Source organism: Synergistaceae bacterium (assembly GCA_017444345.1).
Taxonomy (GTDB): Bacteria; Synergistota; Synergistia; order Synergistales; family Aminobacteriaceae; genus JAFUXM01.
Genome location: JAFSWW010000031.1, coordinates 12,977 through 38,570 on the forward strand (window position 1 = coordinate 12,977; position 25,594 = coordinate 38,570).

Below are 25,594 nucleotides of genomic sequence, written 5' to 3' on the forward strand. Positions count from 1 at the left end.
GAAACCCTCCAATTACTGCAAAACTCGTACAGGCCATCACTGACCTAATACGAGCCGTTACGGAGTTAATCCGAATTCTGAAATCGCGTTAAATTCTCATCCTTGAGGCTTTATTGCTGAGGTGGGGATTCTCCAGACCCCGCTTCAGTGCAGCCTTGTTTTACTTGAATCGTCCTTACCTTTCCGGGACGGTTTTATTATACACTATTTTATTTGCTATTTATGCTAATATATTCTATAAATCAATAAATCAATAATTTATTTATATAGTCAGGAGGGCAAATTATATCATGATGAAATATTTGCAAAACATTGGGCGTTCGTTAATGCTGCCTGTTGCGTGTTTACCTGCTGCGGGGATTCTTTACGGCGTTGGCTACTGGATTGATCCGGCCGGCTGGGGAGCTAATAGTCTTGCTGCTGCGTTCTGTATTAAAGCTGCGTCGGCTATAATTGATCAAATTCCTGTTTTATTCGCAATCGGAGTATCAATCGGAATGGCTTCGGATAAAGACGGGACTGCGGCACTTAGCGGGCTTGTTTCGTGGCTCATGATTACGACTCTATTATCGACTAATGCAATTGCTATGTATATGGGAGTCGAGGCTTCACAAGTTCCTGCGGCATTCGGGAAGATTCAGAATGCTTTTATCGGGATTCTTGCGGGCTTAATCGGTGCGGGCTGCTATAACTCTTTCAAGGATACACAAATGCCGGACTTTCTTGCGTTTTTCAGCGGCCGCCGTTGTGTTGCGATAATCACTGCTGTAGCGTCAATTATTACGTCTATAATTCTTTATTATTTATGGCCATTGCTTTATAACGCGTTAATAAATTTCGGCGAGTCAATTATAAATCTCGGTCCGCTCGGTGCAGGAATTTACGCGATGTTGAACAGGGCATTAATACCGCTTGGCCTCCATCATGCATTAAATGCTGTCTTCTGGTTCGACACGGCGGGAATAAATGACTTAAGCAATTTCTGGGCAGGAACGGGGACTCTCGGCGTTACAGGAATGTATATGACTGGATTCTTCCCTGTTATGATGTTCGGACTTGTTGCCGGAGCTTATGCAATGTACAGAGCCGCTAAACCCGCAAAAAAGAAAATCGCAGCAAGTTTATTAATGGCCGGTGCCTTTGCCTCGTTCTTCACGGGAATAACTGAGCCCATAGAATTCGCCTTCATGTTCTTAGCTCCCGGATTATATTTGATTCATGCATTATTGACGGGAATTTCCGCGATAGTCTGTGCTTATCTGCCGGTTCGGTGCGGATTCAATTTCAGCGCGGGAATGATTGATTATATTCTCAGCTTTAAAGCTCCTATGGCTGTAAATCCTTTATTAATTATTCCGATCGGGCTCGTATTCGGAGTGATTTATTATTTCGTGTTCGCTTGGACAATTAATAAATTTGATCTCAAGACTCCCGGACGTGAAGACGATGAGGAGTCAAGCGCGAAAAAAGTTAAACTCTCAAATAATAATTTCACGGAAATGGCGCGGGGGATTCTTGAAGGACTCGGAGGCTTTGAGAATTTGCAGGAATATGATTACTGCGCTACTAGAATAAGAGTTACTGTTAATGATAATAGCAAGATTGACGAGAATAAATTAAAATCTTCGGGAGCACTGGGAGTCTTCAGGCCGTCAGAAAAAAATATTCAGGTAGTAATCGGCACAAAAGTACAGTTTGTATTTGACGAACTCAAGAAATTAGCCGGTAAGTAAGAAAATTTTATTATGCCTCTCTGTAAAACGGGGGGCAATTTTTTTTTGCAGTAAATTTATAATATACTTACTTAATAATTATATATATAAATATGGAAGGAAGATTTAATTTGAAATTTGCGAAATTGATCAAAGCGATTTATATTTTTGCGGCGGTTCTGCTGGTTATAAGTCCAGTCAATGCAGAAATTATATCAGGCGGCTATACAGTAAACAGCGAACATTATGACCTGATAAAAAGAGTCTTCAAATTTCCTTCTGCTGTCAGTGTAAAGAATGACGGACTCGATGTTGATATTGATATTCCAGCAAGATTTTATTACTCGGACGGATTTTTTGCGGAAGATCCATATAAATATAATACTCATTTAGCGACGGCTTCCCTTTGTCTGGCTATGGCGGGATTCTATTCAAACGAGGGCGGCACAGGAAAACTCGCGGATTATTCAAACAAATGGGTAAATATTTATCAATTTATGCAGGATATTGGCGTGAATGCCGGAGATATTTTCAGGAATAATTATAATTCTATTCAGCCTCAAACTGACAGTATAGGTGTAACAATCGGAAGTAAACAGCTGAAAAATGGCCGTAAATTAATAATAATTTCGATTCGCGGTTCAAACTATGAGAAAGAATGGGCAAGTAATGTAACTCTAGGAACGTCCGGAGAAGCTCAAGGTTTTGCAAATGCTGCTGATATAGTTTTCGAGTCAATTAATAATTACATAAATAATAAGAGTCTCGCTCAAGAAATTAACTCGGGACAAATTGATTTCTGGATTTCGGGTTATTCACGAGCCGGAGCAACTACAAATCTTACTGCAAAACGCTTAATTGATAAATACGTTACTAAGGGCGGGAATAGAGTTTTTGCTTACTGTAACGAGGCACCGCAGGGAGGTATAACAAGCGCGGAAAATTCAAACTCTGATTATACTTGCATTCATAATATAATTAACAAGAATGATCTTGTGCCTTATGTTGCGCCTAAAAATATGTCATTCAAACGTTACGGAGTCGATCACTATATTCCCGGTTCAGACGCGAATTATACGGGCGGAAATTCTGATAATGCATTTTACGAGGCTGATTCAGGGCAATATTCAACGATTAAAAATAAAATGCGGACTCATCTTGCTGCTATAAATCCTAATATAAAATTTTCTGACAGCTTCACAACTTACGGAATAGATACCGGAGTATTTAGTTTTTTCAACGATAAGAAATTTATCAAGACCGGCGATTTTCTGTTAATGAATAATTTTCTCGATCCCTTTCTTGATAGATTAATAGAATGGTCAGGCACAAACCGTGAAAAATATGTCAGTAATCTTCAAACGGCATTTCGTGATTATATGGCTATAATTTATGATGCCAGTACTGCACAGATCGAGCTCTTAAATGAGAGACTGCGGAAATTATGGGATATTGACGTAGGAAAATCTGACGTAATCGGCATTGTATGGTACGCGCTGGGAGAATGGGATAAACCTGATTTCAAGCACAAAGAATATTACACGAATAAATTAATTAACCTGCTCGAAAAAAATAAATGTTATGACGCTCTGAAACTCACTAACTCAGTAAAAGACAAACTCATGAGAATAGACCTCCCGAAAATTCTTGATTTTATTATGACGTTTGCTTCTGTAGATTACCGCAATAATTTATATAGCACTAAAGGATTGACTCAAATTTTAACGTTTGCTAATAACTCTAAGAATATTTCAATGAATCATTATCCCGAAGTTATACTTGCATGGCTGAGAGCTCAAGACTCTTTATATGACAACGAAACAAGCCAAGTTACTGCAAAAAATTATACGCCCGTTCAAATAAGTTTATTAAATAATAATTCAAGCGATGTAATTACTAATATTGCTGAAATCCCCGAATTATTCATAGAAAGAGGCTCAGACCCTAAGGCAGCACTACCCGATAAAGTAACAGCAGGTTATACAAACGGGACTATAACAGAACTTGCTATAACATGGGACTATTCAAAAGTAAAATATTATTCGCCGACTCATAAATTAGACGGTGATTTATGGCAGGAAGTCGATAATTTAGAAGTTGCCTTACATGAGCCTGACCCTTTACGAGCAATTTTTACCGGCCAAGTGAATATAAATAATTCAAGCACTGACATTACAGCAAACGTATATATTTCAGGAGCTGACAGACTCGACCCGCCCGACTCCTCGCTGCATGATGGAGAATATAACGGCCCTCAAAAAGTTTTGTTAAGCCGCTCAAATGGTGAAAGCAATAATATTTATTATATGATTTCCGAAATTGTAGAATATGAAGACGGATCACACGGAGGCGGGGGGAATTTGCCTAAACTCTATATAGGAGAAATTACAATCGGTGAATACGGACTCACTGAAGAGAAACAATATCATCTTATAGCATATACTGAAAGCCAAGAAGACAACACAGCAGACAGTGAGACTCTAATATGGTATATCAAGATTAAGCCCTTGCAGTCAGAAGATTTAACGAGCGAATATGCAAGCAATACTACAGCAAAAATATTTACTCTTTCAAGAGATTTTGCGGTCTGCTGGCGTGTTGATAAAGAAAATATAACTTTTTCAGAGTCAAATAATTCTGATTCTGATTCAGAGAAGGCAGGCAACTCAATATTTATTAACAGTCCTTCAGAGTCAGAGAATATCGCAGCGAAAATCTTTAATTTCTCAGTAGTAACTATAGCAGGCACAACAAAACGCGGAGTCTATCAAATTCCCGTTCAGATTTCTACGGACGGCGGAGAGTCTTGGCTTAATGAGAAAATAATAACCGTTTGAGCTCGCAAGAAATTCCGGCGATAATGAATCAGAAATAATAAACTTTTCCGGCGGTTCGGGCGGAGGCTGTAATATCGGCTTGAGTGTATTCGCGCTCTGTCTTGCATTGTTAATCATGAGACGTGAATCACACTAAAAAATTTTTATGAGTCATTGCCCTTGCGATTCAGTTCGTGAGGGCGTTATTTTTTCCGGCATTCATAATACAATATCAGCAATATATTTATTATTTATTATTTATTCAGAAGGGGCTATATAATCATGAGAGTCTATATCACAAAAAATTATGACGAAATGAGCCGTAAAGCTGCTAATATAATTTCTGCGCAGATAATTCTTAAACCTGACTGCGTACTGGGACTTGCTACAGGGGCGACTCCGCTGGGAATATATAATCAATTAGTCGAATGGTATAACAAGGGCGATCTAAATTTTTCAGAAGTCATCACTATAAATCTTGACGAGTACAGGGGACTCGGTGCAGAGAGCGAACAGAGTTATATATCTTACATGCGCAAAAATTTATTTGACCGGGTCAATCTCAAGAGCGAAAATGTACACTTGCCGGACGGTAGAAATTTAGACAGTATAGAGGCCTGCAGATTATATAATAATTTACTCGCAAAAATAGGCCGTCAAGACTTGCAATTATTAGGGCTCGGCAGAAATGGGCATATAGGCTTTAACGAACCCGGCGAATTTTTCGAGAAAGATGTTCACTGCGTCGAATTAACACAAAGCACTGTAGACGCTAATAAAAAATTTTTCCAAGCCGGCAAAGAAGTCCCGACTCATGCGTACACTATGGGAATAAGATCAATCTTGCGTGCTAAAAAAATTTTAGTTGCTGCTTCAGGTGAAGACAAGGCCGACGCGGTTTATAAAGTTTTTTACGGGGCTGTAACTCCTAAAGTACCCGGCTCAATTCTGCAATTACATAATGATGTTATACTTGTCTGTGATGAGGGGGCTTTCTCGAAATGCAAAATTATATAATCACGAACGGTTTTATTTTCAGGCCGGACTGCAATTTTCACACGGGGGATCTTTACACATCAAGCGAATTCATAACGGGCGAGTCAAATTCTGACGCAAAAATTATTGACGCTCAAGATTTATATATAATTCCGGGACTCACTGATATTCACTTTCACGGCTGTAAGGGTCATGATTTCTGCGATGGAACTATAGAATCTCTCAAAGCAATTACAGAATATCAAAACTCTATCGGAGTCGCTAATATATGCCCGGCAAGTATGACTCTCCCGGAAAATGAATTAACACGAATCATGAAAAACGCCGCAAAATTTCACGAGACCTGCCCGGCACTTGTCGGAATAAATTTAGAAGGCCCGTTTATATCTCGTGCAAAAATGGGAGCGCAAAATCCTTCTTATATAATAAGGCCTGACTCAAAAATGTTAGCCCGCCTTCAGAGTTCAGCGAATAATTTAATAAAATTTGCCGTAATAGCTCCTGAAGTTGACGGGGCATTTGATTTTATTAACGAGTCTAAGAATATCGCAAAAATTTCTATAGGTCATACAGCCTGCGATTATAATATTGCTGATAAAGCATTCAAGCTCGGAGCCGAACACGTTACGCACTTATATAATGCAATGAACGGAATTAATCACAGAGAACCCGGCCCGGTGATTTCAGCACTCGAAAATAAAAACGTAATGATCGAGTTAATTTGCGACGGGATTCACGTTGACCCGGCTGTAATGCGAATGACTCTAAAACTTTTCGGCGATGATAGAGTTATATTCATAAGCGACTCAATGGAAGCTGCAGGAATGCCGGACGGAGTTTATGAACTGGGCGGGCAGAAAGTTATAAAAAATGGCGATAAGGCACTATTACAGGATAATAAAACAATTGCGGGAAGTGTTACGAGTTTGACTCAAGGAATGATCAAGGCAGCAAAATTTATGAATATCAAACTAGAAAGCGCGGTAAAATGTTCAGCCGTGAATCCTGCTAAAGCTATAAATCTTGACGCGGGAATAATAGCACCGGGCAAGCTAGCAAATTTTTTCGCACTCGACAAAGATTTTAATATCAAATGGGTAATGAATCGCGGGATAATTATTTAATAATAAATTCCCAGTCTGAATCTCTTAAGCAAGACTCAAACTGGGAGAATCTTATTTTATTATTGCAAGAGAAATATTATCACCGATCGGCATTTTATGAAGTTTTGCGCCGAGTTCGAACTCAAAATCTTTTACTGCCTGCTCAACATTTGGATATGCATCGCTGAAATAATCATGAATGAGAATAATTCCGCCATTAGACATTAACGGATAAAAGAATCTCAATCCCTGCAAAGTAGGCTCGTATAAATCCATATCAAGATTTACAAATGCGAACGAGTCATTAATTCCCTGCGCAGTATCTGGGAATCTTCCGACTTTGAGAATTATATTATCTTGATTGGGCATTTTGGCGAGGACTTCAGAAATATTTACATTTTTCATATAGTCAGCTGAAGTCATTGACTCTTTTTGTTCTCGTGAAATATCATAATCAGTGAAGCCGTCAAATGTATCGAATAAATAACACTTTCTATCAGGAAAATTTTTATTGATGTGTTTTGCAAAATCTCCCTTATAAACTCCGGCCTCTGCTACTGAACCGCAAATATTTTCTTTATAGACTCTTTCGGCGAATCTCTGAAGGAATAATATACGCGCTTGCATGAGAATTTGCACAAAGGTTTTATTAATTCTATGTTCAGGAATTCCTAAATTTTTTAGCTGTTCAGAAACTTCATCAAAACCCATTGACGTGCCTAGAATAACAACAACATCATCAAGTGATTTCAATATTTCAGGTGAGCGGACTTCTAAACCTAGTACCCCCCCCCCCCCCTGCGTATTTTGTCGTATCATTGTCCACGAAACATAGCACATCGTAATAATTTTTTGCCATGTTATAGACATGTCTTCCAGTGCTGCCAACTCCCCAGCAAATAGCTTTCTGCAATTTTTTGACCTCCTATAAAATTATTAATAAATCCCCGCCCGATATATTTTCAGACTCAGACGGGGAATAAATTTTTATGCTGATTTCTGCAATACTTCTATACTTTCTCCGGTCTTAATGCACTTGGCCGGACATTTCGCCGCACATCTTCCGCACTTAATGCACTTGGATTGATCTATTACGGCTAAATTATTATTTATCTCTATAGCTTGAGCAGGGCAAATCTTAGCACATACTCCGCAGCCTATACAGCCAGCACTGCAAACACTTTTTACTGCCGGGCCCTTCCAGTGTGAATTACAAGCTACAATAATATCTGCTGTAACAGGCTCAAGACACAACATAGCTTTAGGGCATGCCTCAACACAAGCTCCGCAGCCTACACATTTTTTAATATTGACTTTAGGGAGACCGTCTTCACCCATTGAGAGCGCGCCGAACTGACAGACTTTAACACAAGTTCCCAGCCCTACACAGCCAAACGGGCAGGCATTCGGAGATCCCCCGGGAATTGTTACAGCCGAGCGGCAGTCGTTAATCCCTTCATAGACTAATTGACGCGGTGAACACTCTTTTGTGCCTTTGCAGCGTAAAAACGCTCTTAACGGTACAGACTCGCCCGCAGCAACTCCCATGATGGCCGCAATTTTTTCTGTTACTGCAGCTCCGCCGACCGAGCATTTATTTACCGGCGCACCCTCGTTAACGACTCCTGAAGCGTACCCATCACAGCCCGGATAACCGCAGCCCCCGCAATTTGCCCCCGGTAATGCCGCACGAATTAAGCCGATTCTCTCGTCCTGATGTACTCTGAAGACTATAGAAGCTACAGCAAGAAGGACTCCAAAGATTCCGCCCATTATTCCCATTAAAGCAAGAGGTGCAATCATTACGTGTGAAATATTCATATTTATATAAGCCTCCCTACTTTATTTTATTATTCCGGTGAATCCCATAAAAGCTATTGACATTAACCCAGCTGTAATTAACGCCATCGGGAGTCCCTTAAGAGCTGCCGGCATTCCCTCATTCTCTTCTATGCGTTCACGAATTCCAGCCATTAAAGAAATCGCAAGCAAGAATCCCAGTGACGAACCTAACGCGTTTACAAGTGATGCCGCCAAACCGTAGCCCTCATTCATGTTTAAGACTGCTACACCGAGAACTGCGCAATTTGTAGTAATCAAAGGCAAAAAGATTCCCAGTGATTTATACAGAGTCGGATTTAATTTCTTTAATGCAAGCTCAACAAATTGAACTAGGGCAGCAATTACTAATATAAATGAAAGTGTATATAAATATTCAAGATGTAGGGGAACTAGCAAATAATTATAAGTCAGCCATGTCATTAACGACGCAAGCACGATAACGAACACAACAGCCGCGCCCATTCCCTGAGCAGTCTTCAATTTCGAGCTAACACCCATAAACGGACAGCAGCCGAGAAAGCGAGACAATAATATATTATGCACAAATATAGAGCTCAAGAATAACAAAAATAGTTCTGTCATAGTCATAATTATTTCGCCTCACATTCTAGTTTCTCGGATTCAGACTTCCCGCAGAATTTCGCCATTGCGCAGCAGCCGCAGCCGCTCGCCTCAGCAGGTGCCGCCCCGATTCCCTTTGCCCGTGCCTGAATAGCCTTAAATGCCGCCATACAACAGCCAAGAACTATAAAGCCGCCCGGTGCAAGTACTATTAACATAGCAGGCTCAAAGCTCACTACAGGATTCCCGAACCATGTCCCCGCGCCTAAAATTTCACGGATTGATCCAAGAAACATTAACGCAATCGTAAAGCCGAGTCCCATTCCTACACCGTCAAGAATTGAAGCGAATACCCCGTTTTTTGACGCAAAAGCCTCCGCTCGTGCAAGAATTATACAATTTACGACAATTAACGGAATAAATATTCCCAGCGATTTATTTAACTCTGGCGCAAATCCCTTCATTAAGAATTCTATAACTGTAACAAATCCTGCTATGACGACTATAAAAATGGGAATTCTTACTTCATCAGGCACTATCTTGCGCAATAAAGAAATTACAGCATTTGACGCAATTAATACAAAAGTTGCTGCGATTCCCATTCCGAGCCCGTTTGCTACACTCGTAGTAACTGCCAAAGTAGGACAAAGCCCTATACACTGCACAAAGGTCGGATTATCTGAGAGAATCCCATTTGTAATTATTCTAAAATTGCTCCGGCTCAATTTATTCTACCCCCTTCAAATTAGCATTCCAGTATTCGACAGCGGCATTTACTCCGGTTGTTACTGCATTTGATGTTATAGTTGCTCCGGAAATTGCGGCGATCTCGTCGGGATTACTTGCTGAACCTTTAACGACTTTTAACGGGAATGATGATTTATTATTAAATTGTCCGTAAAATTCCGGCTCTGTTGACTTTGCACCGAGTCCCGGAGTCTCTGAATGATTCAAAATATTTATTGCTTTAACTTGGCCGTCTTTAGTGACTCCGACGATATAATTAATTATTCCGCCGTAACCCTTTGAATTTATTGATAGACACCAGCCGACAAGCCCGGACTCGTTTTCTGCTTTGAAGACTGACTCGACAAATTCATTTGATTTAACTTCATAGTCAGAAAAATTCTTACCGTCGGGCATAACATTTTGAAATGCTGCGTTTCTTGCTGCTAGTTCCGTCTGCTTTATGGCCTGCTCCGTGAAATTCTGAACGAGTCCCAGTATTAACCCAGTAACAGCAGTAACCGCTAATAAAGTCCCGCCTAAATGTATAGCTTTCTTCATTACATCGCCGAATGATACAGAGTCATTTATTTTTTCAGACATGATTATTTGCCTCCCATTCTCTTGAAGAAATTGCTTTTAGGCGCACCCAGTACTACAGGAGCTGTATATTTGTCGATTAAGGGCACAGCTATATTCATTATCAAAATTGAGTAAGAAACTCCTTCAGGATAACCGCCGAACGTTCTTATTAAGGCAGTCAGCAAACCGCACCCGAAAGCGTAAATATATTGTCCCTTTGCCGTCATCGGTGAAGTTGTATAATCAGTTGCCATGAAAAACGCTCCGATTAATAAACCGCCTGTTACGATTTCATATGAAGGGTAAAAGCCGCCGCCGTGATTGAATAATCCCGCTAAAATTGCAGTAGTCGCGATATATACAACGGGGATTCGCCATGAGATTACTTCTTCCCAGATTAAATAAATTCCGCCGAGAATTAATAATATTGAACTCGTCTCACCTATACAGCCGCCCATGTTGCCGGCCAGCATATTCCAGCATGAAGGAAGATTTGCTACACTCCCGGCCTTCATTGCAGCTAAAGGAGTCGCCCCTGAAATTCCCTGCACTGTCCACGTAGTCATAGCAGTAGGCCAAGAAATTAACATCATTGCTCGTGCAGCTAGTGCAGGATTTACGATATTACAACCTATTCCGCCGTAAAATTCTTTAACGATTATGATCGCAAAGACACTCCCGCAAATCGCCATCCAAATCGGAATAGTAGGCGGCAAATTATAAGCAAGCAATAAGCCTGTTACTACGGCCGATAAATCATTTATAGTGCTTTTACGGTGCATTATAAATTTATCCCATATGAATTCACTTAAGACACAAGCAATTATGCAGGCTGCTATTACTGCGAGAGATCTTAGGCCAAGAAAATATATTCCCGTTATTCCCGCTGGTATGAGCGCAGATATTACCATGCACATAATTTTGCGTGTACTAAACTCTGAATGCACATGAGGTGAAGAAGATACTACAAGTTTTGCCATGATATTATTTCGCCTCCTGTTTTTCCTGTTTTGCTTTGGCTGCGGCGGCTGCTTTACGTCTCATTGCGGTAACTGCTGCTTTACCGTCTTTACAGCTTTGAGTCAAATGTCTTGACGCCGGACATGCATATGCACAACACCCGCACTCTATACAGTTCATGCCGTTATGAGCCTCAAAAGTTTCATAATCTCTGCGTCTGACTGCGTGATCTAAAAACGTGGGCTCTAAGTGCATAGGGCAGGCCTCAACACATTTTGCGCACCTGATACAGGCTGACTCTTCAGCAAGATACGCTAATTTCTTAGTGAGTGCGAGAATTCCCGACGTGCCTTTAACAACGGGGACATCTATAGAACGCATTGCAAGTCCCATCATAGGCCCGCCAGCAAGAATCTTAACGGGTTCAGCCTTGAATCCTCCGCAGTAATTAGTAAGTTCACGAATACAGAGTCCTAAAGGTACCTGCAAATTTTTAGGCTCGCTTATTGCGTCTCCTGTTACAGAAATTACGCGCTCGGTCAGCGGCTTCCCTTCTTCGATTGCCTTGCATATCTGCCAAGTTGTCCGAGTGTTAAGAATTATGCAGCCTACATCAGCAGGCAAGGCAGGAACTACGGGAATTTCTTGACCAGTTACAGAATAAATTAACATTTTTTCCGCGCCCTGAGGATATTTAACTTTGTGAGGCATGACTTTAATACGCGGGTTATTATTGTGTTCACTCATGATTTTAATAGCTTCGGGCTTGTTATTCTCGATTGCTATGATTCCCTGAGCTTCCGGGAATATCTCAAGGGCATAACCGAGTCCGCGTATAATCTCATCGGGCGACTCAATCATTAGGCGGTTATCACAGCTTAAATATGGCTCACACTCGGCAGCATTCACTATGACCCATTTAATAACTTTTCCGGGCGGAGGCGATAATTTTACGTGAGTCGGGAAGCAAGCTCCACCGAGTCCGACAATTCCGGCCGAACGAATCAATTTCACGTATTCACTGGGAGCCGGCTTGTGTCCTAACTCGTCAAGTAAAGACGGCGCAGGAGTATACTTCCCGTCGCTTGTGATTACTATACAATTTTCAATACTTCCTGATACTGTCATGTGCGGTGCGATTTCTTTTACGACTCCGGAAACAGCCGAGAAAATCGGAGCTGATACAAATGCATCAGAGTCAGCAATTTTTTGTCCCGCTTTGACCTCATCACCCTTAGCCACGATTGGAGCACAGGGCGCGCCGATATGCTGAGATAAAGGATAAACAAAATCACGCGAGTCTTCAGGCCGTAAAATTTCTATTGCCTTATTCTCCGTATATGCCTTACCTTCAGGCGGATGGACTCCCCCTAAAAAACTTGGCAGGTTCATATTAATATAAACACTCCCCTCAAAATATGAAAAAATTTATTAAATATGATTTTACTGTATTATAGCTTATATTTACACAAAAAATTTTCTGCTTTTCGTGTTTTATTTTTATTATCGTGTAAAATATTTCTAGTGATTTATTAATTTATTCTTGATTAGATTCACGCATTTATGAAATTTTTAGCAGCTGATAAAATTTTATAGCAATTACAAATATATACTTTCACGAGATATTTTGCTGATAAATATATATGCTCATATTTGCGCGAATGATAACAATAATAATTAATGTGATTTATATTATCTTCATGGTAAAATATCACTTTGCTTACAAAAATTGTAGGAGTTGAATTATCAAATGGTAACAATTAGAGATGTAGCACGGCTTGCAGGGGTGTCTGTTGCTACTGTTTCTATAGTAATGAACAATAAATCCAAGGAGCGTTCTATACCTGAATCGACTCAGGAAAGAATCAAAGATGCAATGCGTGAACTCGGTTATCAGCCAAATTTAAGCGCGCGCCGTCTTCGTTCAAAATATAAGCAGTCCCCTGTAATTGCTTTATTCTGGCCGCTTGATTTTCGAGTCAATTTGCTTGCGAGTTTAATTAATTCTTTATCACATGAGATAAAATCTTCAGGCTTTGATTGCGAACTCGTAATACAGTCTTATGAGTCCGGGAATCTTGAAGCATTTGACGACGATTTGACAAAACGGGGCTATAACGGCGTAATAATAGGCGCGTGCACTGAAGACGATATAAAGCATTTAGAGACAATGAGTCTATTAATGCCGGTCGTGTTAATTAATCGCGAATCTGAAAAATTTTCGACTGTATCAATCGATAATGACTCGCTCGGAAAAATGGCAGCTCGTGAATTTGTCAGAAAGGGAATTCACTCAGCCGGAGTCTTTGCGTCAAATAACGGCTATTTATCGTCAAATTTGAGGGTAGCGGCTTTCTTGAAACAATGCAAATATTACGGTGTCAATGTCGAATACGAGAATATTATCAGGAATGAAAGCACACTAGACGGCGGATATTACATTGCGGCGGATTACTGCGAACTCAAGAATAAACCGAAAGCAGTATTTTGTGATTCTGACTCTATTGCTGTAGGAGCTTTGAAGGCCTTTCACGATTTGAATGTAAATGTGCCTAAAAATTTAGAGATTCTCACAATAGATTTAAACTCGTCGGGAATAAGCGCGTATTCTTTGCCGTCATTAAGTGTTATAGAGCTGCCAAATGACGAAATAGCACGCAATATAATTAAAATCTTGAGTAAAAAAATTTCTGCGGGGTCATTTACTCCGGAACATGCACTAATTCAGCCGAGATTGATTCTCCGTGAAAGTTTTGCATAATTAATAACAGGACAGGCTCATTTTTCCGAGTCTGCCCTGAAAATTTCTATTAAATCACTCAAATTCATAGCGAGAAAGAATTTATTTTGCTGCCACTTAAGCCCCGTTTTGCCTGAGATAAAATCTTGAAAATTTTTTAGTTCGGGGGGTGCTAGACTGGCTTTATTAATCATGCATAAACTATCGCGAGCAGTGAATATATAAAAATTTTTCTCGTCATGAATTAACTTGTGCAAATCTTTGTAATAAATTTTCATGCTGCCTTCACCTGAAATATTTATAAACTCGTCGAGAAATTCATATTTCATAACAGGAAATTTTTTGCGGGCCTGTAAAACTTTATCGGCCGTTGCTTGAGCTGGGAAGTCAGGAGTCGACACCAGCCACGCTCCGACTAATAATAATAAGCCTTTCGCCCATAATGCTATATTCGCCGCCACGCAAATAATTATCATGAATAAACCCGCGCAAAATCTTAGAATAATTCTCGCTTTATAATAAGTGTAATAATTCGTCCTGTATAAATCTTGAATAGTTTTCGAGTCGTGTTCAATATTTGCACGGTAAAAGCAGCTTGACATTTTTATTTGCTCATCAAGTTATTTAGTGCCTTGATTAACGGCTGGATTCTCTTGTCGGTTGCTGGTTTAGTTATTGCGTCTGACGCTGTGATTCTGCTGCCCCAGTATTGAGAGTTGTGTTTAACGCTGATCCCTATTACTGAGCCTTCAAGAGATAAGCCCGCAAAAAGTCCCTTGCTGATTGAATAACTGTAAATTGATGCCTTTGCCTGCGCGTCAGTTGCTGCCTCTGCTCGTCTTCCTACAGGACCAGCTGCTATGGCAATATCTCCGCCCAGTTTTGTTTTACTGTTAAGGAATGCACGGACTCCGCGTTCATTTATTACTGAGAGTAAAAGAGAAACACTCTCAACTCCGATCTGAAAGCCTACAGAAGGCCCGCCGATATTGTAGAAACTCGGTCCGTACCATTTGCCGTCTTTCTTTACGAGAATTAAGCCCTCACCGTATGAGCCCCCGAATCCAAAGCCCGCTTTGAACATTGAGGGAACTATTGCGACCGCGTATGAACTTCTTAGTGATGCAGCCATATCTGACGCGTCAGAATGTGAAGCTATCTCGTTTATCATTGCCGTAGAAGACGATATTAAACTCTCTGCGTCTCCAAATGCCGCACTCGCCGTGAATGCAGTGATTATTAATACAAGTAAAGCTAATTTTTTCATGCTAAAATTTACCTCCGAAAAAAATATTGTTTATATTATAGCCCAGTTAATTATATTTCAAGATTGATAATTAGCGAGTAAAATATTTATATACTTACTGTGTATAATGTGATTAACGAGAAAGAAACGCGCGGATTTTGCCAAATGTAAGACTCATATATTGATTTGTCGGCTTGCTGTGAAAATTTATATTATTTGCAGGGTGTAATTTGCAGTAAAGTATTTCTCATAATTGCGGCTTGCTATGTTGTTATTATATTTTATAGCAAAATTTTTCAGGCTTATATACAAGAAATAAAATAATTCTCTTGCTTAATTCATGACCGGCGATTAATATATTTTATAGTTTACAGAAAGGAAGATTTTGACATGATTCAAGAAATAAAATCAGCTCCTAGCATTAAAGAACTCGCCGCAATCGTTGATAATTTAGGCGATAATGTTGATAATGAGACTTTACGCGCTGTTCAGGACACATTGAATAACTTGACCGAGCGGGCATTATATAATCTCAAGAATGACTCCGATAAATTAATTTGCGATAAAAATTTGTCTGAAGTCGAGAATTTTGTCAAGTCCGAATCCGCCAAACTTCAGGACGAAATAAAATCAGTAATCACTGACGACTATGCATTATTGAATCGGGTTAATTCACGAGCTGACGAGATTATTAATGCCGTATCAGAGAATTTAAAGCGAATGACTCAGCAAATTATCTCGGCTCAAAGTACAGCAGATTTAAAGCAGTTCGCCGCCGCAAAAAATCCCGTTATAGCTAAAAATGTCGGTGAAGTTCTCACAAAATTTGTCAGTGCCAGACTCGAAAAATTAAAGAGTGATATTAACTCGCTTATCATGAGCAAGAAATTTAACGAGGCCGAGTCGCTGATTAATTCAGAAGGCGCGCAATTAAAGCAGGATATTGTAAACGGGGACTCAAATTTAATTAATCAGGTCAATAATTTAACGCAGGAACTCAAGAAAAAAGTATCTGACGCAAAACCGGGCTTTATGCGGGCACTATTCACGTTTATATTTGTAGCTGCGATTATAGCCGGAGGGGTGTATTTATTCGATAATTATTATAATGACGGACAAATCACTCAAACTGTTAAAGATTTATTCATTGAGTTATCAAGCAAGTTAAACGCGAAATAAATTCACTCAAAAATGGGACTTGGCCGCAAATGACTGAGTCCCGACCCGCTCACCCGCCGCAAAATTTGCCTTACAAGTTATAATTATTGACTATATAAATATTAAAGGAGTTAATAAATATAATATGCAGCATTTTGATACACTCATAATCGGAGGAGGCCCCGCGGGGTTAATGGCTGCTGTTCGTGCGTCATCGATCGGGCAAAAAGTTATAATCGTTGAGAAAAATGAGAAACTCGGCGAGAAATTATTACTTGCTGGGCGGGGACGGTGTAATTTTACTAATGCGGAACCTGACATAAATAATTTTATTGCTAAATACGGCGACAAGGGCAAATTTTTATATTCAGCTTTTAGCAAGTTCGGACCTCATGAGACAATGTCATTTTTTGCGAGTCACGGAGTCGACATCATAGAAGAACGAGGCAAAAGAGTCTTCCCGGCATCCGGAGGCGGTCAAAGGATTCTAGACACTCTTATAATGCAGTGCAGAAAATATAACGTGAAAATTTTTCGCTCAAATCCCGTCAAAGCTCTCAAGATAAAAGATTCACGCGTAAATTACATAATCACAGAGAATGAAGAAATCAGCGCTGATAAATATATTATTGCAACAGGCGGCAAATCTTATCCCAAAACAGGCTCAACAGGGGACGGATATAGACTCGCTCAGCAAGCCGGACACACTATAACAAAATTATTTCCTGCACTTGTACCAGTTAAGACTCAAGAAATTTGGCCGAGACTCGCAAGCGGGTGCGATCTGAAAAATGTAAGATTGACGGTAATACGCGACGGCAAAGAAATTGATAATCGATTCGGACAAATGGAATTTACTAATTTCGGAGTGAGCGGGCCTATTGTAATGGATTTAAGCTCATTTATTCCCGAATGGCAGGAAGGAGCGCAAAGTTTAGAGTTTTCGCTTGATTTAAAGCCTAGTCTTACTCACGGGATATTAATAGAACGAGTCAATCGCGAAATCAAAAAATTTTCAGGCCGCAAAAGATTCGCAGGTCTAGCGCGTTCACTCGTTCCCGCAAAATTAACGCCTTTGATTCTGGAACTCTCAGACATTCCGCATGATAAGCCTATTGAATATATCTCAAGTGAAGAAATTTTTGAGTTCGTGAAGCTGCTTAAAGATATTAGAATGCACATTAACGGGCTATGGAGCTTTAATAATGCAGTAGTTACTAACGGCGGAGTCTCTCTCAAAGAAATAGAGCCGTCAACTATGAAGTCAAAACTATGCGATAATTTATACTTTGCCGGTGAAGTATTAGACTTGAACGGGCCTTCAGGAGGGTTTAATCTTCAAATTTGCTGGAGCACAGGTTATATATCAGGGAGCGTGAATTAAAATGTTATTAGTAATCGACGCAGGAAATACGACAATTGCAGCGGGAGTCTTTGACGGTAATAATTTAATTGCACATTGGCGGCTGTCTTCAATTTCTCGGACATCGGACGAATTCGGCTTATATTTGCGGGAACTGCTTGCGGCTCAAAATATAAATCACTCGTCAATCACTGGCGCGGCGTTTGCTTCTGTAGTGCCTTCTTTGGATTTCGCTATAACTGAAGCAATCAAGCAATATTTTAATATTACCCCTTTACAAGTTAATTCAGAGACTGACACGGGGCTTGAATTGCGCGTAAAGAATCCTAGTGAAGTCGGAGCAGATAGAATCGTAAATGTCTTTGCTGGACTTCATAAATACGGCTCGCCTTTGATAGTCGTAGATTACGGCACGGCTATAACATTTGACTGCATTTCTCCGGAGGGTGCATATTTAGGCGGAGTAATTGCCCCCGGTCTTGTTTCGGGAATCTCGGCTTTATTCTCAAAGGCTGCTAAATTGCCTCAAGTCTCGCTTTCTATTCCTGAAAGAGTTATCGGGATTAACACAACGGAAAATATACAGTCGGGAATTTTATACGGCAACGGGGGATTAACTGACAGATTAATTGACTTAATACGCGACACAGACGGAATGAAGGCCGCAAAAGTCGTAGCAACAGGAGGGCACGCGGCTTTAATGGAAAAAGTTTCGCGAAATATTGAATACGTAGATAACTGGCTCATGCTTGACGGGTTAAGACTAATTTACGAGAGAAATAATAAATCATGATTCATGCGGGAGGGCTTGAACTCGATAATAAATTATGTCTTGCTCCGTTAGCTGGAGTAACGACTCTGACAATACGCGAATTTTTTTCGGGAATGGGCGCGGCCTTGACTCATACGGAAATGATAAGCTGTTCGGGACTGATTCGCGACAATACAAAGACTCTTGACATGCTGAAAGTTTCAAGTTTTGAGTCGCCCTTAATTGTGCAGTTATTCGCACCTGATGAGAAAATTTTATATAACGGAGCTTTGAAAGTTTTGACTCATTGTGAGAAATTTTCAGGACTGGGAATAAATATGGCTTGTCCAATGCCTAAGATAACTAAAAACGGGGCTGGCTCGGCTTTAATGCGTCGTCCGGAAATTGCCGCAAAAATGGTAAGCTGCCTAAAAAATTTAAATCTTCCAGTCTGGATAAAGACCCGCAAATTTGATAATGATTACGAGACTCTAAAATTTGCCGAGCTATTAATAAATTCCGGAGCTGATAATGTCTGCATTCATGGCCGGACACCCTCACAACGTTATGAAGGAATTGCTGACAGGTCAATAATTTCACTTGCTGCTAAAGAGTTCCCCGGTTATATAAGTGCTAGCGGCGATGTTAAGAATCTTGCTGACATTGACGAATATTTAAATATGGGCTGCGTTATAGTCATGATTGCCCGGGGAGCGTTTGCAAATCCCTGCTTGTTTGAAGAGTACAGGGGGATTTACAGGACTCAATGTGAAAAACTTGACGCTTTAACAAAATTTGCATATAGGACTCTGGAAATTTCCGGCGAACATAGAGCAGTCGTGTTATTAAAGCGATTCGCGGGAAGTATGCTCAAATTTAAGAACGGCGCGGCGAATTTAAGACAGCAGGCAATGATTTCTACTAGTCTTGAAGAGATATTAAATATTTTTAGAAGGAGTATATATTAATGAGTAAACACGTTGATTTTATGCCGAACGGTGTATGTTCGAGATATATAATATTTGACATTGACGATGATAACAAGATTCACGGGCTTAACTTTATAGGCGGCTGTCCGGGCAATCTGAAGGCAATATCAAGACTTTTAGAGGGTGCAGACGCTGCTGATACTGCGAAAATTTTACGGGGGAATCTTTGCGGAAATCGGGGAACTTCATGCGCTGATCAATTAGCTATAGCAATCGAGGGGGCTTTGTCGTCATGAAAGTAAATAATAATAATAATAAATATAATTTTGGCAGTATATGGGACGAATTACCGGCAAAACGTGAAAAAAAATTACCTGATTCACAATCTGAAGCTATAGAACTTGTTAATGCTGCCCAGTCAAGCATGGATAAATCGACTCTTAAGGCATGGGACTCACATAATGACATGATGAAGAAGTCGGCGGAGTTAAGACAAATTCAGGCAAGAAAGAAAGCCATCGAACAGCAATATCAAGAGGACCGGGACGAACAGCGCGAATTAATGGCAAAAATCGCCCTTGAGAATGCACAGAGACGCGAGAGACTCAAATAATAAACATTGCATCACCGAAGGAGAAAAAACGCCAGTTATTTTTTATAGCAAGTTCATAGATTGAGATTAGGCGCGATAAAATTTTTTGATTCTCTTCAGGCGTGAAAGCTCCTGCTCGATTCGCCGCAAATGATGATACTAGCATTATTAACGAACTTTCGGGCAGGTGAAAATTTGTGATTAACCCGTCAACTATCTTGAATTTATAGCCCGGATATATAAATAATTTCGTCTCAAGTATTCCGGATTTGATTATATTATTCTCGTCGCTAAAAGATTCAAGAGTTCGTGCCGCAGTTGTTCCGCATGCTATAATCCGCCCGCCTTTGGATTTATGCTCGTTAATAATTTGCGCTGTAATTTCCGGAATCTCGCAGTGTTCAGTGTGAATATTATGATCTCTTATATCATGAGTCTTTACCGGCCTGAATGTTCCTAATCCTACGTGAAGAGTTATATATGCAATTTTTACACCTTTATATTTGATTTTATCAAGTAATTCCGGCGTGAAATGCAAACTTGCTGTAGGTGCTGCTGCTGAGCCGTCATTTTTCGCAAAAACTGTCTGATAAGATTCGCGCATATTTGACTCGGAGTCATTCTTTATATATGGAGGTAAAGGCATTCTCCCGGACTCGTCAAGAAATTTCATGACTCTTTCTCTTGAGTCAAAATCAAATTTTATTATTCTGATTCCTTGGGGCTTGTCGGCTATAATATGAACTCTTGAATTATTTATGTTCACGCAAGATCCCTCATGTAATTTTTTAGCAGGCTTAACAAGAGCTTCCCACGTTATAAAATCAGCGTCTAAATTTTTGAGTAATAATATTTCACACTTCCCGCCGGAGTCTCTAAAGGCATTCAATCTCGCAGGAATCACGCGCGTATCATTCAGAATTAATAAATCATTCGGAGTCAAATAATTTATTATGTCCCTGAAATAATTATTTATATTGATTGAGTCATTCTCTACGTTCCATATTAATAATTTTGACGAATCACGAGGACTCGCGGGATATTGCGCGATTCTTTCGGGCGGTAATTCATATTTATACGAGCTTAAATCATATAAATCACTCATCTAATTTTCCTTACGTCTGTGCCGGGGTAATAGTGCGATAAAATTTGTTCGGCCTTGTAACCTTTTTCAGCCATTGCCATAGTCCCCCATTGACAGAGTCCGACTCCATGTCCCCAGCCCCGCCCGTAAAATATAAACTCGTTGCCGTGCCTTTCGATTGAATAGCCGTATTTATTCATTTTTTGAGCCGGTGCAGGAGTGTTATTATTATTATTATTTGCCGGTTTATTGCGTGAAGTCCGTCCGAGTCCAATTTGATAATAATCTTTCTGTTTAGCGGGATTTGCTAGCATGTCAATTAATTCTGTTGTAGTAAAAACTCCCTCGGCTGTCATTTTCGCGATTGCCTGTTCTTCGCTGAAATTAAGATTACTTGCTGAAGGTTGATTTTTTTGCGTTGTAACGAGTCCGCTCGGTGTTGTCGTGTTATTTACGTTGAATGAACCTCCCGACGGTGTGAACATTGTACTCTTTATAGTTCGGGGATCTACTGCGAGTCTAAATTGTGATGCTCTAATTGTCTTGCTGCCTCGACTGCCTATAAATGTCATCATGATAGCCCGCCCGCCCTTGTCAACGTCCGAGACTTGAATCTCTGAAATTTTGCCGATATTTGAGCCTGTTACTTTTGTGATAGCTGCTTGAATCTTAGAAACTGGGACTCTTGCGTTCCATACTGAGACGGGAGATTTATAATTCACTACTTCAGGGACTCCGCATAAATAGGGCTTATCGTTTTGTCCCCATACGTCAGCAACGTCAGCAGTGTGTCCTCCGCTGTCCGAATGAAAATAAGTTGTTGCCATTTCGTTCCCATATGCGAGAATTAATCCCGCTGTGCTGTTTACTGCCTGATTAGTTTTTGCTGTCTCGACTCCCGCGCCTTTGTAGACTTGATCAGCGTCCGAATCTACAACGTCATAGCCCTTATCTGCTCGATTCATGCTTTGCTTGAGTGCGTAAGTCCGTGCGCAGATAGCTTGAGTCCTCAATGCTTCCATGTGCCAATTTGCCCCGACTTCAGCCGGTAAAACCCCGTATAAATATTGTTCGAGATCTAAGACGTTAAGCAAGCCGGCCCGCTGAGTAATGAGAAATGCTCCCCGATAAGATTTGCCGTTGAACTTAAGAAAGCCCGTGCCCGTTATTCTCACTGGTAAGGGGAAGGAAAAATTACCGATTGAGACATTTGCGCCGTTGACAGAAATTTTTGCGGAATTGCTTAGATTTGAGACCCGCCCCGACGAATCAGTCATCATTAAATTCCCGTCTGATACCCCGATATTAAAACTTTTTGCGCCCGATAATTTCACGTAAATATCCCGTGCCTGTGATTCTTGTGAGTTCAAAGCAATTATTATTACAGCAAGAAATATTATAATTCTCTTAAGATATGCGCTCATGAAAAATAAATCGTCCTCCTGTCATTCTTGTAAAAAATTTTTATTCCTGTATGCGAGAAAACCCCGTGCCCGTTTTCTCGCGCTCTTTCCCCGCCCGGAATCCCCTGCCATCATAGCGGCAATAATAAATCGTCATTTCTCGGCCAAAAATCCCGGCCAAGATATAAATATGCGTTCTGTGTAGCTTTACGGCCTCGCGGTGTTCGTTCGAGTAAACCTTTTTGAATCAAATATGGCTCGTAAATATCTTCTATAGTCTGCGAGTCTTCATTAATTGCCGCTGCCAAAGTTCCCAGTCCGACTGGTCCGCCGTTGAATAAATCTATAATAGTCCGCAAAATCCGCCGGTCGCCCTCGTCGAGTCCCTGCGAATCAACGTCAAGCATATTCATAGCACGAACTGCAATATTTTCGCCTATTTCCGTGCCTGCTCCGGTCAAGACGCTGGCAACATCACGAACCCGCCGCAATAATCTTAATGCAATTCTCGGAGTCCCCCGTGAACGTTTAGCAATTTCGAGTCCTGCTTCACTAGAAATTTTCACGTTTAAGACATTAGCAGCCCGCAAAATTATTTGATTTAATTCAGCGTCATTATATAAAGCTAACTGCTCAACGATTCCGAATCTTGCACGTAATGGAGAAGTCAACAGCCCTAATCTTGTAGTAGCTCCGCAAAGTGTGAACTTAGGCAGATTCAGCGCAATAGTCCGAGCCATAGGGCCTTTACCGACTACAATATGCAGCGTGAAATCTTCCATAGCAGGATATAGAATTTCTTCAACCTGTGCGGGCATTCTGTGAATCTCGTCAATAAATAATACGTCGTTGCGCTCAATATTTGAGACAATTGCGGCCAAGTCCCCCGCTCGTTCAAGTGCCGGCCCTGTTGTAGTTCGTAATTGTCCGCCCATTTCTTGAGCGATTATCCCTGCAAGTGTAGTCTTGCCCAGTCCCGGAGGCCCATAAAATAAAATGTGATCTAATGGCTCACTGCGTCCCTTTGCTGCTGAAATATAAATCTGTAATTTCTCGCGTAATTTCTCCTGACCTATAAAATCAGCTAAAAATTTCGGCCTTATCGTTAAATCTTCCTGATTTCTGGGAGTGTCAAATATTCTATCTTTATCCGGCATTACTTGTGAAGCTCCCTTAATGCGAGTCTCAATAAATCTTCTTCACTCAGCGAGTTAAAATCTTCACCGTGTGCAGCCCGTAAAAGATTCACTACTCCGCCCGCGTCTGAACGTGAGAATCCCAGCGATAAAAGCGCGTCAATCACTGAGTCCGCATGTCCTGAAGATTTTATTATTTCCTGTGAGCTAATATCTTGACCGCCTATAATCTTTAACGCCGCAATATTCTTTAACTCAAAGCAAAGACGCTCGGCCATTTTCCTGCCGACTCCTGATACTCGTGTGAAAGCGTTTAAATCTGCTGAAGTTACTGCGTTGACTATTTCATTTATTGACAGTTCCGATAAAATTGCGATTCCTGTTTTGCCTCCGACACCTTTAATGCTGGTGAGTCTGATAAAAATTTCGCGCTCCTGTTCAGAATTAAAACCGTAAATCACCGCGCCCGATTCTGAAATCTGCATAGAAGTTATAACCCGTAAATTTTCGCCGGTCTTGCAATTATTCAGGACTGAACGCGAGCATAGAATCTCGAATCCTATTCCGTTTACGTCAAGAATTAACAAATTATCAAGAATATCTAAAACTTGCCCATTAAGTGAACGAATCATGAAAATTTCTCCATTGCTAAACCCGTAATTGCTGCTGCGAGTGCGTCGGCTGTGTCGTCAGGTTTAGGAATCTCGTCAAGTGCTAGAAATCTTTGTATCATTCTTTGAACTTGAGTTTTATCGGCTGAACCTGTTCCGCAGAGAGTCAATTTTATTTGATTAGGTTTAGGCTCTAAGACTGGCAGATTATTCTGTGCAGCAAGTAAGATAACTACTCCGCGAGCTTGATAGACAAATTCAGCCGTTGTTGTATTACGCCCGAAAAATAATCTCTCAACAGAAAGAAAATCAGGTTTTGACAAATTAATTTGCTCCTGAAGTGAATCATAAATTTTCAGGAGCCTGGCACTAAATATCATATCGGGGCTAGTTTCTATACAGCCGTAATTCAAAGCACGCAGATCAACGCCTGATTGAGTTACTGCTCCATAGCCTACACGAGCTAAACCGGGATCAATTCCTAGACAAACACGCAAAAATTACTCGTCCTCTATCTGTGAAGCTATCTCGTCGGGAATATCAAAATTTGAGTAAACATTTTGCACGTCGTCATGTTCTTCGAGAGCGTCAACGAGCCGCAAAACTTTTCTTGCTGCCTCAGGGTCTGAAATCTCAACGGGAGTTTTTGCAATCATTGAGACTTCTGCGCTGTCAACGACATATTTATTTGCCTCAAGTGCTTTTTGCAGTGCGTCCAAATCAGCAGGCTCACAATAAAGCGTAAATCCCTCGTCATTTGCTTCCATGTCAGACATGCCCGAATCAAGTCCTACAGTCATTAAAGCGTCCTCGTCAAGTCCCTCGCCTTTGACTTCAATAACTCCTTTACGGTCAAACATCCAAGCGACAGAGCCGGACTCGCCCATCTGCCCCCCGTTGCGTGCCAGTAATGCTCGAATTTCGGGAGTCGTACGATTTCTATTATCTGTCATTACGTTTACGAGTACGGCAATTCCTGAAGGTCCATAAGCCTCGTATGTGAGTTCGTCATAAGTGATGTCGCCGAGTTCGCCCGTGCCTCGTTTGATTGCGCGTGTAATATTATCATTAGGAACACTGACGGCCTTAGCGCGTTCGATTGCGGTCTTGAGTCTCATGTTCATAGCGGGGTCGCCGCCTCCGTCTTTAGCTGCAATGATAATAGCACGTACTAATTTCTGAAATAAATTCCCTCGTTTTGCGTCCTGTGCTGCTTTACGGTGCTTAATATTTGCCCATTTTGAATGTCCTGACAATTAAATCACTCCTACTAAAATTTAAAA

26 protein-coding genes are annotated in these 25,594 nt (G+C 40.7%); 11 read left to right on the forward strand and 15 right to left on the reverse strand.

The window, feature by feature from the left end:
• Positions 1-290 precede the first annotated feature (290 nt).
• From IJS99_01850 to nagA, 4 genes are all read left to right on the forward strand, one after another.
• Complete coding sequence (locus IJS99_01850) at positions 291-1,733, forward strand: PTS transporter subunit EIIC (protein ID MBQ7560564.1); 1,443 nt, start codon at positions 291-293, stop codon at positions 1,731-1,733.
• A 110-nt stretch (positions 1,734-1,843) separates the two neighbouring features.
• Positions 1,844-4,549, forward strand: coding sequence for an Ig-like domain-containing protein (locus IJS99_01855; protein ID MBQ7560565.1), 2,706 nt, complete (start codon positions 1,844-1,846; stop codon positions 4,547-4,549).
• 261 nt (positions 4,550-4,810) lie between these two features.
• Entirely contained in the window at positions 4,811-5,545 is a 735-nt protein-coding gene (nagB, locus tag IJS99_01860; protein MBQ7560566.1) for a glucosamine-6-phosphate deaminase, read from the forward strand.
• Entirely contained in the window at positions 5,530-6,648 is a 1,119-nt protein-coding gene (nagA, locus tag IJS99_01865; protein ID MBQ7560567.1) for an N-acetylglucosamine-6-phosphate deacetylase, read from the forward strand. Before nagB ends, nagA begins: the two co-directional genes overlap by 16 nt.
• Before the next feature lie 51 nt (positions 6,649-6,699).
• Here nagA and IJS99_01870 read toward each other — a convergent pair whose 3' ends face one another.
• The 7 genes from IJS99_01870 to rsxC form a co-directional block, all read right to left on the reverse strand.
• On the reverse strand, positions 6,700-7,515 hold the full coding sequence (locus IJS99_01870) for a class I SAM-dependent methyltransferase (GenBank protein MBQ7560568.1): 816 nt from the start codon (positions 7,513-7,515) through the stop codon (positions 6,700-6,702).
• 99 nt (positions 7,516-7,614) lie between these two features.
• Positions 7,615-8,448 (reverse strand): RnfABCDGE type electron transport complex subunit B, encoded by an 834-nt coding sequence (locus IJS99_01875; GenBank protein ID MBQ7560569.1) that lies wholly within the window; start codon positions 8,446-8,448, stop codon positions 7,615-7,617.
• A gap of 21 nt (positions 8,449-8,469) precedes the next feature.
• The gene (locus IJS99_01880) at positions 8,470-9,051 is read right to left on the reverse strand and encodes an RnfABCDGE type electron transport complex subunit A (protein MBQ7560570.1); all 582 of its coding nucleotides are present in this window, start codon (positions 9,049-9,051) and stop codon (positions 8,470-8,472) included.
• 8 nt (positions 9,052-9,059) lie between these two features.
• Complete coding sequence (locus IJS99_01885) at positions 9,060-9,755, reverse strand: electron transport complex subunit E (GenBank protein MBQ7560571.1); 696 nt, start codon at positions 9,753-9,755, stop codon at positions 9,060-9,062.
• Between the two features lies 1 nt (position 9,756).
• On the reverse strand, positions 9,757-10,359 hold the full coding sequence (locus IJS99_01890) for an RnfABCDGE type electron transport complex subunit G (protein ID MBQ7560572.1): 603 nt from the start codon (positions 10,357-10,359) through the stop codon (positions 9,757-9,759).
• Positions 10,360-10,361: 2 nt separating this feature from the next.
• A complete protein-coding gene (locus tag IJS99_01895; GenBank protein ID MBQ7560573.1) occupies positions 10,362-11,318 on the reverse strand; it encodes an RnfABCDGE type electron transport complex subunit D in 957 nt (318 codons plus the stop codon).
• A gap of 4 nt (positions 11,319-11,322) precedes the next feature.
• The gene (gene rsxC / locus IJS99_01900; protein MBQ7560574.1) at positions 11,323-12,690 is read right to left on the reverse strand and encodes an electron transport complex subunit RsxC; all 1,368 of its coding nucleotides are present in this window, start codon (positions 12,688-12,690) and stop codon (positions 11,323-11,325) included.
• Positions 12,691-13,048: 358 nt separating this feature from the next.
• On the opposite strand from rsxC, the gene IJS99_01905 reads away from it, so the two are divergent.
• Positions 13,049-14,059, forward strand: a complete 1,011-nt coding sequence (locus IJS99_01905) for a LacI family DNA-binding transcriptional regulator (GenBank protein MBQ7560575.1) — start codon at positions 13,049-13,051, stop codon at positions 14,057-14,059.
• A gap of 17 nt (positions 14,060-14,076) precedes the next feature.
• On the opposite strand, the gene IJS99_01910 is transcribed toward IJS99_01905, so the two are convergent.
• Positions 14,077-14,640, reverse strand: a complete 564-nt coding sequence (locus tag IJS99_01910) for a YcxB family protein (GenBank protein ID MBQ7560576.1) — start codon at positions 14,638-14,640, stop codon at positions 14,077-14,079.
• Between the two features lie 2 nt (positions 14,641-14,642).
• Positions 14,643-15,305 carry a lipid-binding SYLF domain-containing protein gene (locus IJS99_01915; protein MBQ7560577.1) on the reverse strand — a complete coding sequence of 221 codons (663 nt, stop codon included), beginning with the start codon at positions 15,303-15,305 and terminating at the stop codon, positions 14,643-14,645.
• A 369-nt stretch (positions 15,306-15,674) separates the two neighbouring features.
• Between IJS99_01915 and IJS99_01920 the strand changes: the two genes are divergently transcribed.
• The 6 genes from IJS99_01920 (at position 15,675) to IJS99_01945 (ending at position 20,098) form a co-directional block, all read left to right on the forward strand.
• Positions 15,675-16,463 carry a hypothetical protein gene (locus IJS99_01920; protein ID MBQ7560578.1) on the forward strand — a complete coding sequence of 263 codons (789 nt, stop codon included), beginning with the start codon at positions 15,675-15,677 and terminating at the stop codon, positions 16,461-16,463.
• Between the two features lie 124 nt (positions 16,464-16,587).
• Positions 16,588-17,826 carry an NAD(P)/FAD-dependent oxidoreductase gene (locus tag IJS99_01925; protein MBQ7560579.1) on the forward strand — a complete coding sequence of 413 codons (1,239 nt, stop codon included), beginning with the start codon at positions 16,588-16,590 and terminating at the stop codon, positions 17,824-17,826.
• Position 17,827: 1 nt separating this feature from the next.
• On the forward strand, positions 17,828-18,598 hold the full coding sequence (locus IJS99_01930) for a type III pantothenate kinase (GenBank protein MBQ7560580.1): 771 nt from the start codon (positions 17,828-17,830) through the stop codon (positions 18,596-18,598).
• Positions 18,595-19,524, forward strand: a complete 930-nt coding sequence (locus tag IJS99_01935) for a tRNA-dihydrouridine synthase family protein (GenBank protein MBQ7560581.1) — start codon at positions 18,595-18,597, stop codon at positions 19,522-19,524. The genes IJS99_01930 and IJS99_01935 overlap by 4 nt, the downstream gene beginning before the upstream one ends.
• A complete protein-coding gene (locus IJS99_01940; GenBank protein ID MBQ7560582.1) occupies positions 19,524-19,781 on the forward strand; it encodes a TIGR03905 family TSCPD domain-containing protein in 258 nt (85 codons plus the stop codon). Before IJS99_01935 ends, IJS99_01940 begins: the two co-directional genes overlap by 1 nt.
• The gene (locus IJS99_01945) at positions 19,778-20,098 is read left to right on the forward strand and encodes a hypothetical protein (GenBank protein ID MBQ7560583.1); all 321 of its coding nucleotides are present in this window, start codon (positions 19,778-19,780) and stop codon (positions 20,096-20,098) included. Before IJS99_01940 ends, IJS99_01945 begins: the two co-directional genes overlap by 4 nt.
• Here the strand turns inward: IJS99_01945 and queA are convergent.
• The 6 genes from queA to IJS99_01975 all read right to left on the reverse strand — a co-directional run bounded on the left by queA (position 20,091) and on the right by IJS99_01975 (position 25,567).
• The gene (queA, locus tag IJS99_01950; GenBank protein ID MBQ7560584.1) at positions 20,091-21,182 is read right to left on the reverse strand and encodes a tRNA preQ1(34) S-adenosylmethionine ribosyltransferase-isomerase QueA; all 1,092 of its coding nucleotides are present in this window, start codon (positions 21,180-21,182) and stop codon (positions 20,091-20,093) included. The two genes, IJS99_01945 and queA, sit on opposite strands and share 8 nt — an antisense overlap.
• Positions 21,179-22,585, reverse strand: a complete 1,407-nt coding sequence (locus tag IJS99_01955) for a SpoIID/LytB domain-containing protein (protein ID MBQ7560585.1) — start codon at positions 22,583-22,585, stop codon at positions 21,179-21,181. The genes queA and IJS99_01955 overlap by 4 nt, the downstream gene beginning before the upstream one ends.
• A 110-nt stretch (positions 22,586-22,695) precedes the next feature.
• Positions 22,696-23,721 carry a Holliday junction branch migration DNA helicase RuvB gene (gene ruvB / locus IJS99_01960; protein ID MBQ7560586.1) on the reverse strand — a complete coding sequence of 342 codons (1,026 nt, stop codon included), beginning with the start codon at positions 23,719-23,721 and terminating at the stop codon, positions 22,696-22,698.
• A complete protein-coding gene (ruvA, locus tag IJS99_01965; GenBank protein MBQ7560587.1) occupies positions 23,721-24,332 on the reverse strand; it encodes a Holliday junction branch migration protein RuvA in 612 nt (203 codons plus the stop codon). The genes ruvB and ruvA overlap by 1 nt, the downstream gene beginning before the upstream one ends.
• Complete coding sequence (gene ruvC / locus IJS99_01970; GenBank protein MBQ7560588.1) at positions 24,329-24,808, reverse strand: crossover junction endodeoxyribonuclease RuvC; 480 nt, start codon at positions 24,806-24,808, stop codon at positions 24,329-24,331. The genes ruvA and ruvC overlap by 4 nt, the downstream gene beginning before the upstream one ends.
• A gap of 3 nt (positions 24,809-24,811) precedes the next feature.
• Entirely contained in the window at positions 24,812-25,567 is a 756-nt protein-coding gene (locus tag IJS99_01975; GenBank protein ID MBQ7560589.1) for a YebC/PmpR family DNA-binding transcriptional regulator, read from the reverse strand.
• Between the last annotated feature and the right edge of the window lie 27 nt (positions 25,568-25,594).

What these genes read in the sequence shown, in the direction of transcription:
- IJS99_01850 (MBQ7560564.1), top strand. Translation starts at nt 291, where the DNA reads ATGATGAAATATTTGCAAAACATTGGGCGTTCGTTAATGCTGCCTGTT.
- nagB (MBQ7560566.1), top strand. Translation starts at nt 4,811, where the DNA reads ATGAGAGTCTATATCACAAAAAATTATGACGAAATGAGCCGTAAAGCT.
- nagA (MBQ7560567.1), top strand. Translation starts at nt 5,530, where the DNA reads ATGCAAAATTATATAATCACGAACGGTTTTATTTTCAGGCCGGACTGC.
- IJS99_01875 (MBQ7560569.1), bottom strand. Translation starts at nt 8,448, where the DNA reads ATGAATATTTCACACGTAATGATTGCACCTCTTGCTTTAATGGGAATA.
- IJS99_01880 (MBQ7560570.1), bottom strand. Translation starts at nt 9,051, where the DNA reads ATGACAGAACTATTTTTGTTATTCTTGAGCTCTATATTTGTGCATAAT.
- IJS99_01890 (MBQ7560572.1), bottom strand. Translation starts at nt 10,359, where the DNA reads ATGTCTGAAAAAATAAATGACTCTGTATCATTCGGCGATGTAATGAAG.
- IJS99_01895 (MBQ7560573.1), bottom strand. Translation starts at nt 11,318, where the DNA reads ATGGCAAAACTTGTAGTATCTTCTTCACCTCATGTGCATTCAGAGTTT.
- rsxC (MBQ7560574.1), bottom strand. Translation starts at nt 12,690, where the DNA reads ATGAACCTGCCAAGTTTTTTAGGGGGAGTCCATCCGCCTGAAGGTAAG.
- IJS99_01905 (MBQ7560575.1), top strand. Translation starts at nt 13,049, where the DNA reads ATGGTAACAATTAGAGATGTAGCACGGCTTGCAGGGGTGTCTGTTGCT.
- IJS99_01910 (MBQ7560576.1), bottom strand. Translation starts at nt 14,640, where the DNA reads ATGTCAAGCTGCTTTTACCGTGCAAATATTGAACACGACTCGAAAACT.
- IJS99_01915 (MBQ7560577.1), bottom strand. Translation starts at nt 15,305, where the DNA reads ATGAAAAAATTAGCTTTACTTGTATTAATAATCACTGCATTCACGGCG.
- IJS99_01920 (MBQ7560578.1), top strand. Translation starts at nt 15,675, where the DNA reads ATGATTCAAGAAATAAAATCAGCTCCTAGCATTAAAGAACTCGCCGCA.
- IJS99_01925 (MBQ7560579.1), top strand. Translation starts at nt 16,588, where the DNA reads ATGCAGCATTTTGATACACTCATAATCGGAGGAGGCCCCGCGGGGTTA.
- IJS99_01930 (MBQ7560580.1), top strand. Translation starts at nt 17,828, where the DNA reads ATGTTATTAGTAATCGACGCAGGAAATACGACAATTGCAGCGGGAGTC.
- IJS99_01935 (MBQ7560581.1), top strand. Translation starts at nt 18,595, where the DNA reads ATGATTCATGCGGGAGGGCTTGAACTCGATAATAAATTATGTCTTGCT.
- IJS99_01940 (MBQ7560582.1), top strand. Translation starts at nt 19,524, where the DNA reads ATGAGTAAACACGTTGATTTTATGCCGAACGGTGTATGTTCGAGATAT.
- IJS99_01945 (MBQ7560583.1), top strand. Translation starts at nt 19,778, where the DNA reads ATGAAAGTAAATAATAATAATAATAAATATAATTTTGGCAGTATATGG.
- queA (MBQ7560584.1), bottom strand. Translation starts at nt 21,182, where the DNA reads ATGAGTGATTTATATGATTTAAGCTCGTATAAATATGAATTACCGCCC.
- IJS99_01955 (MBQ7560585.1), bottom strand. Translation starts at nt 22,585, where the DNA reads ATGAGCGCATATCTTAAGAGAATTATAATATTTCTTGCTGTAATAATA.
- ruvB (MBQ7560586.1), bottom strand. Translation starts at nt 23,721, where the DNA reads ATGCCGGATAAAGATAGAATATTTGACACTCCCAGAAATCAGGAAGAT.
- ruvA (MBQ7560587.1), bottom strand. Translation starts at nt 24,332, where the DNA reads ATGATTCGTTCACTTAATGGGCAAGTTTTAGATATTCTTGATAATTTG.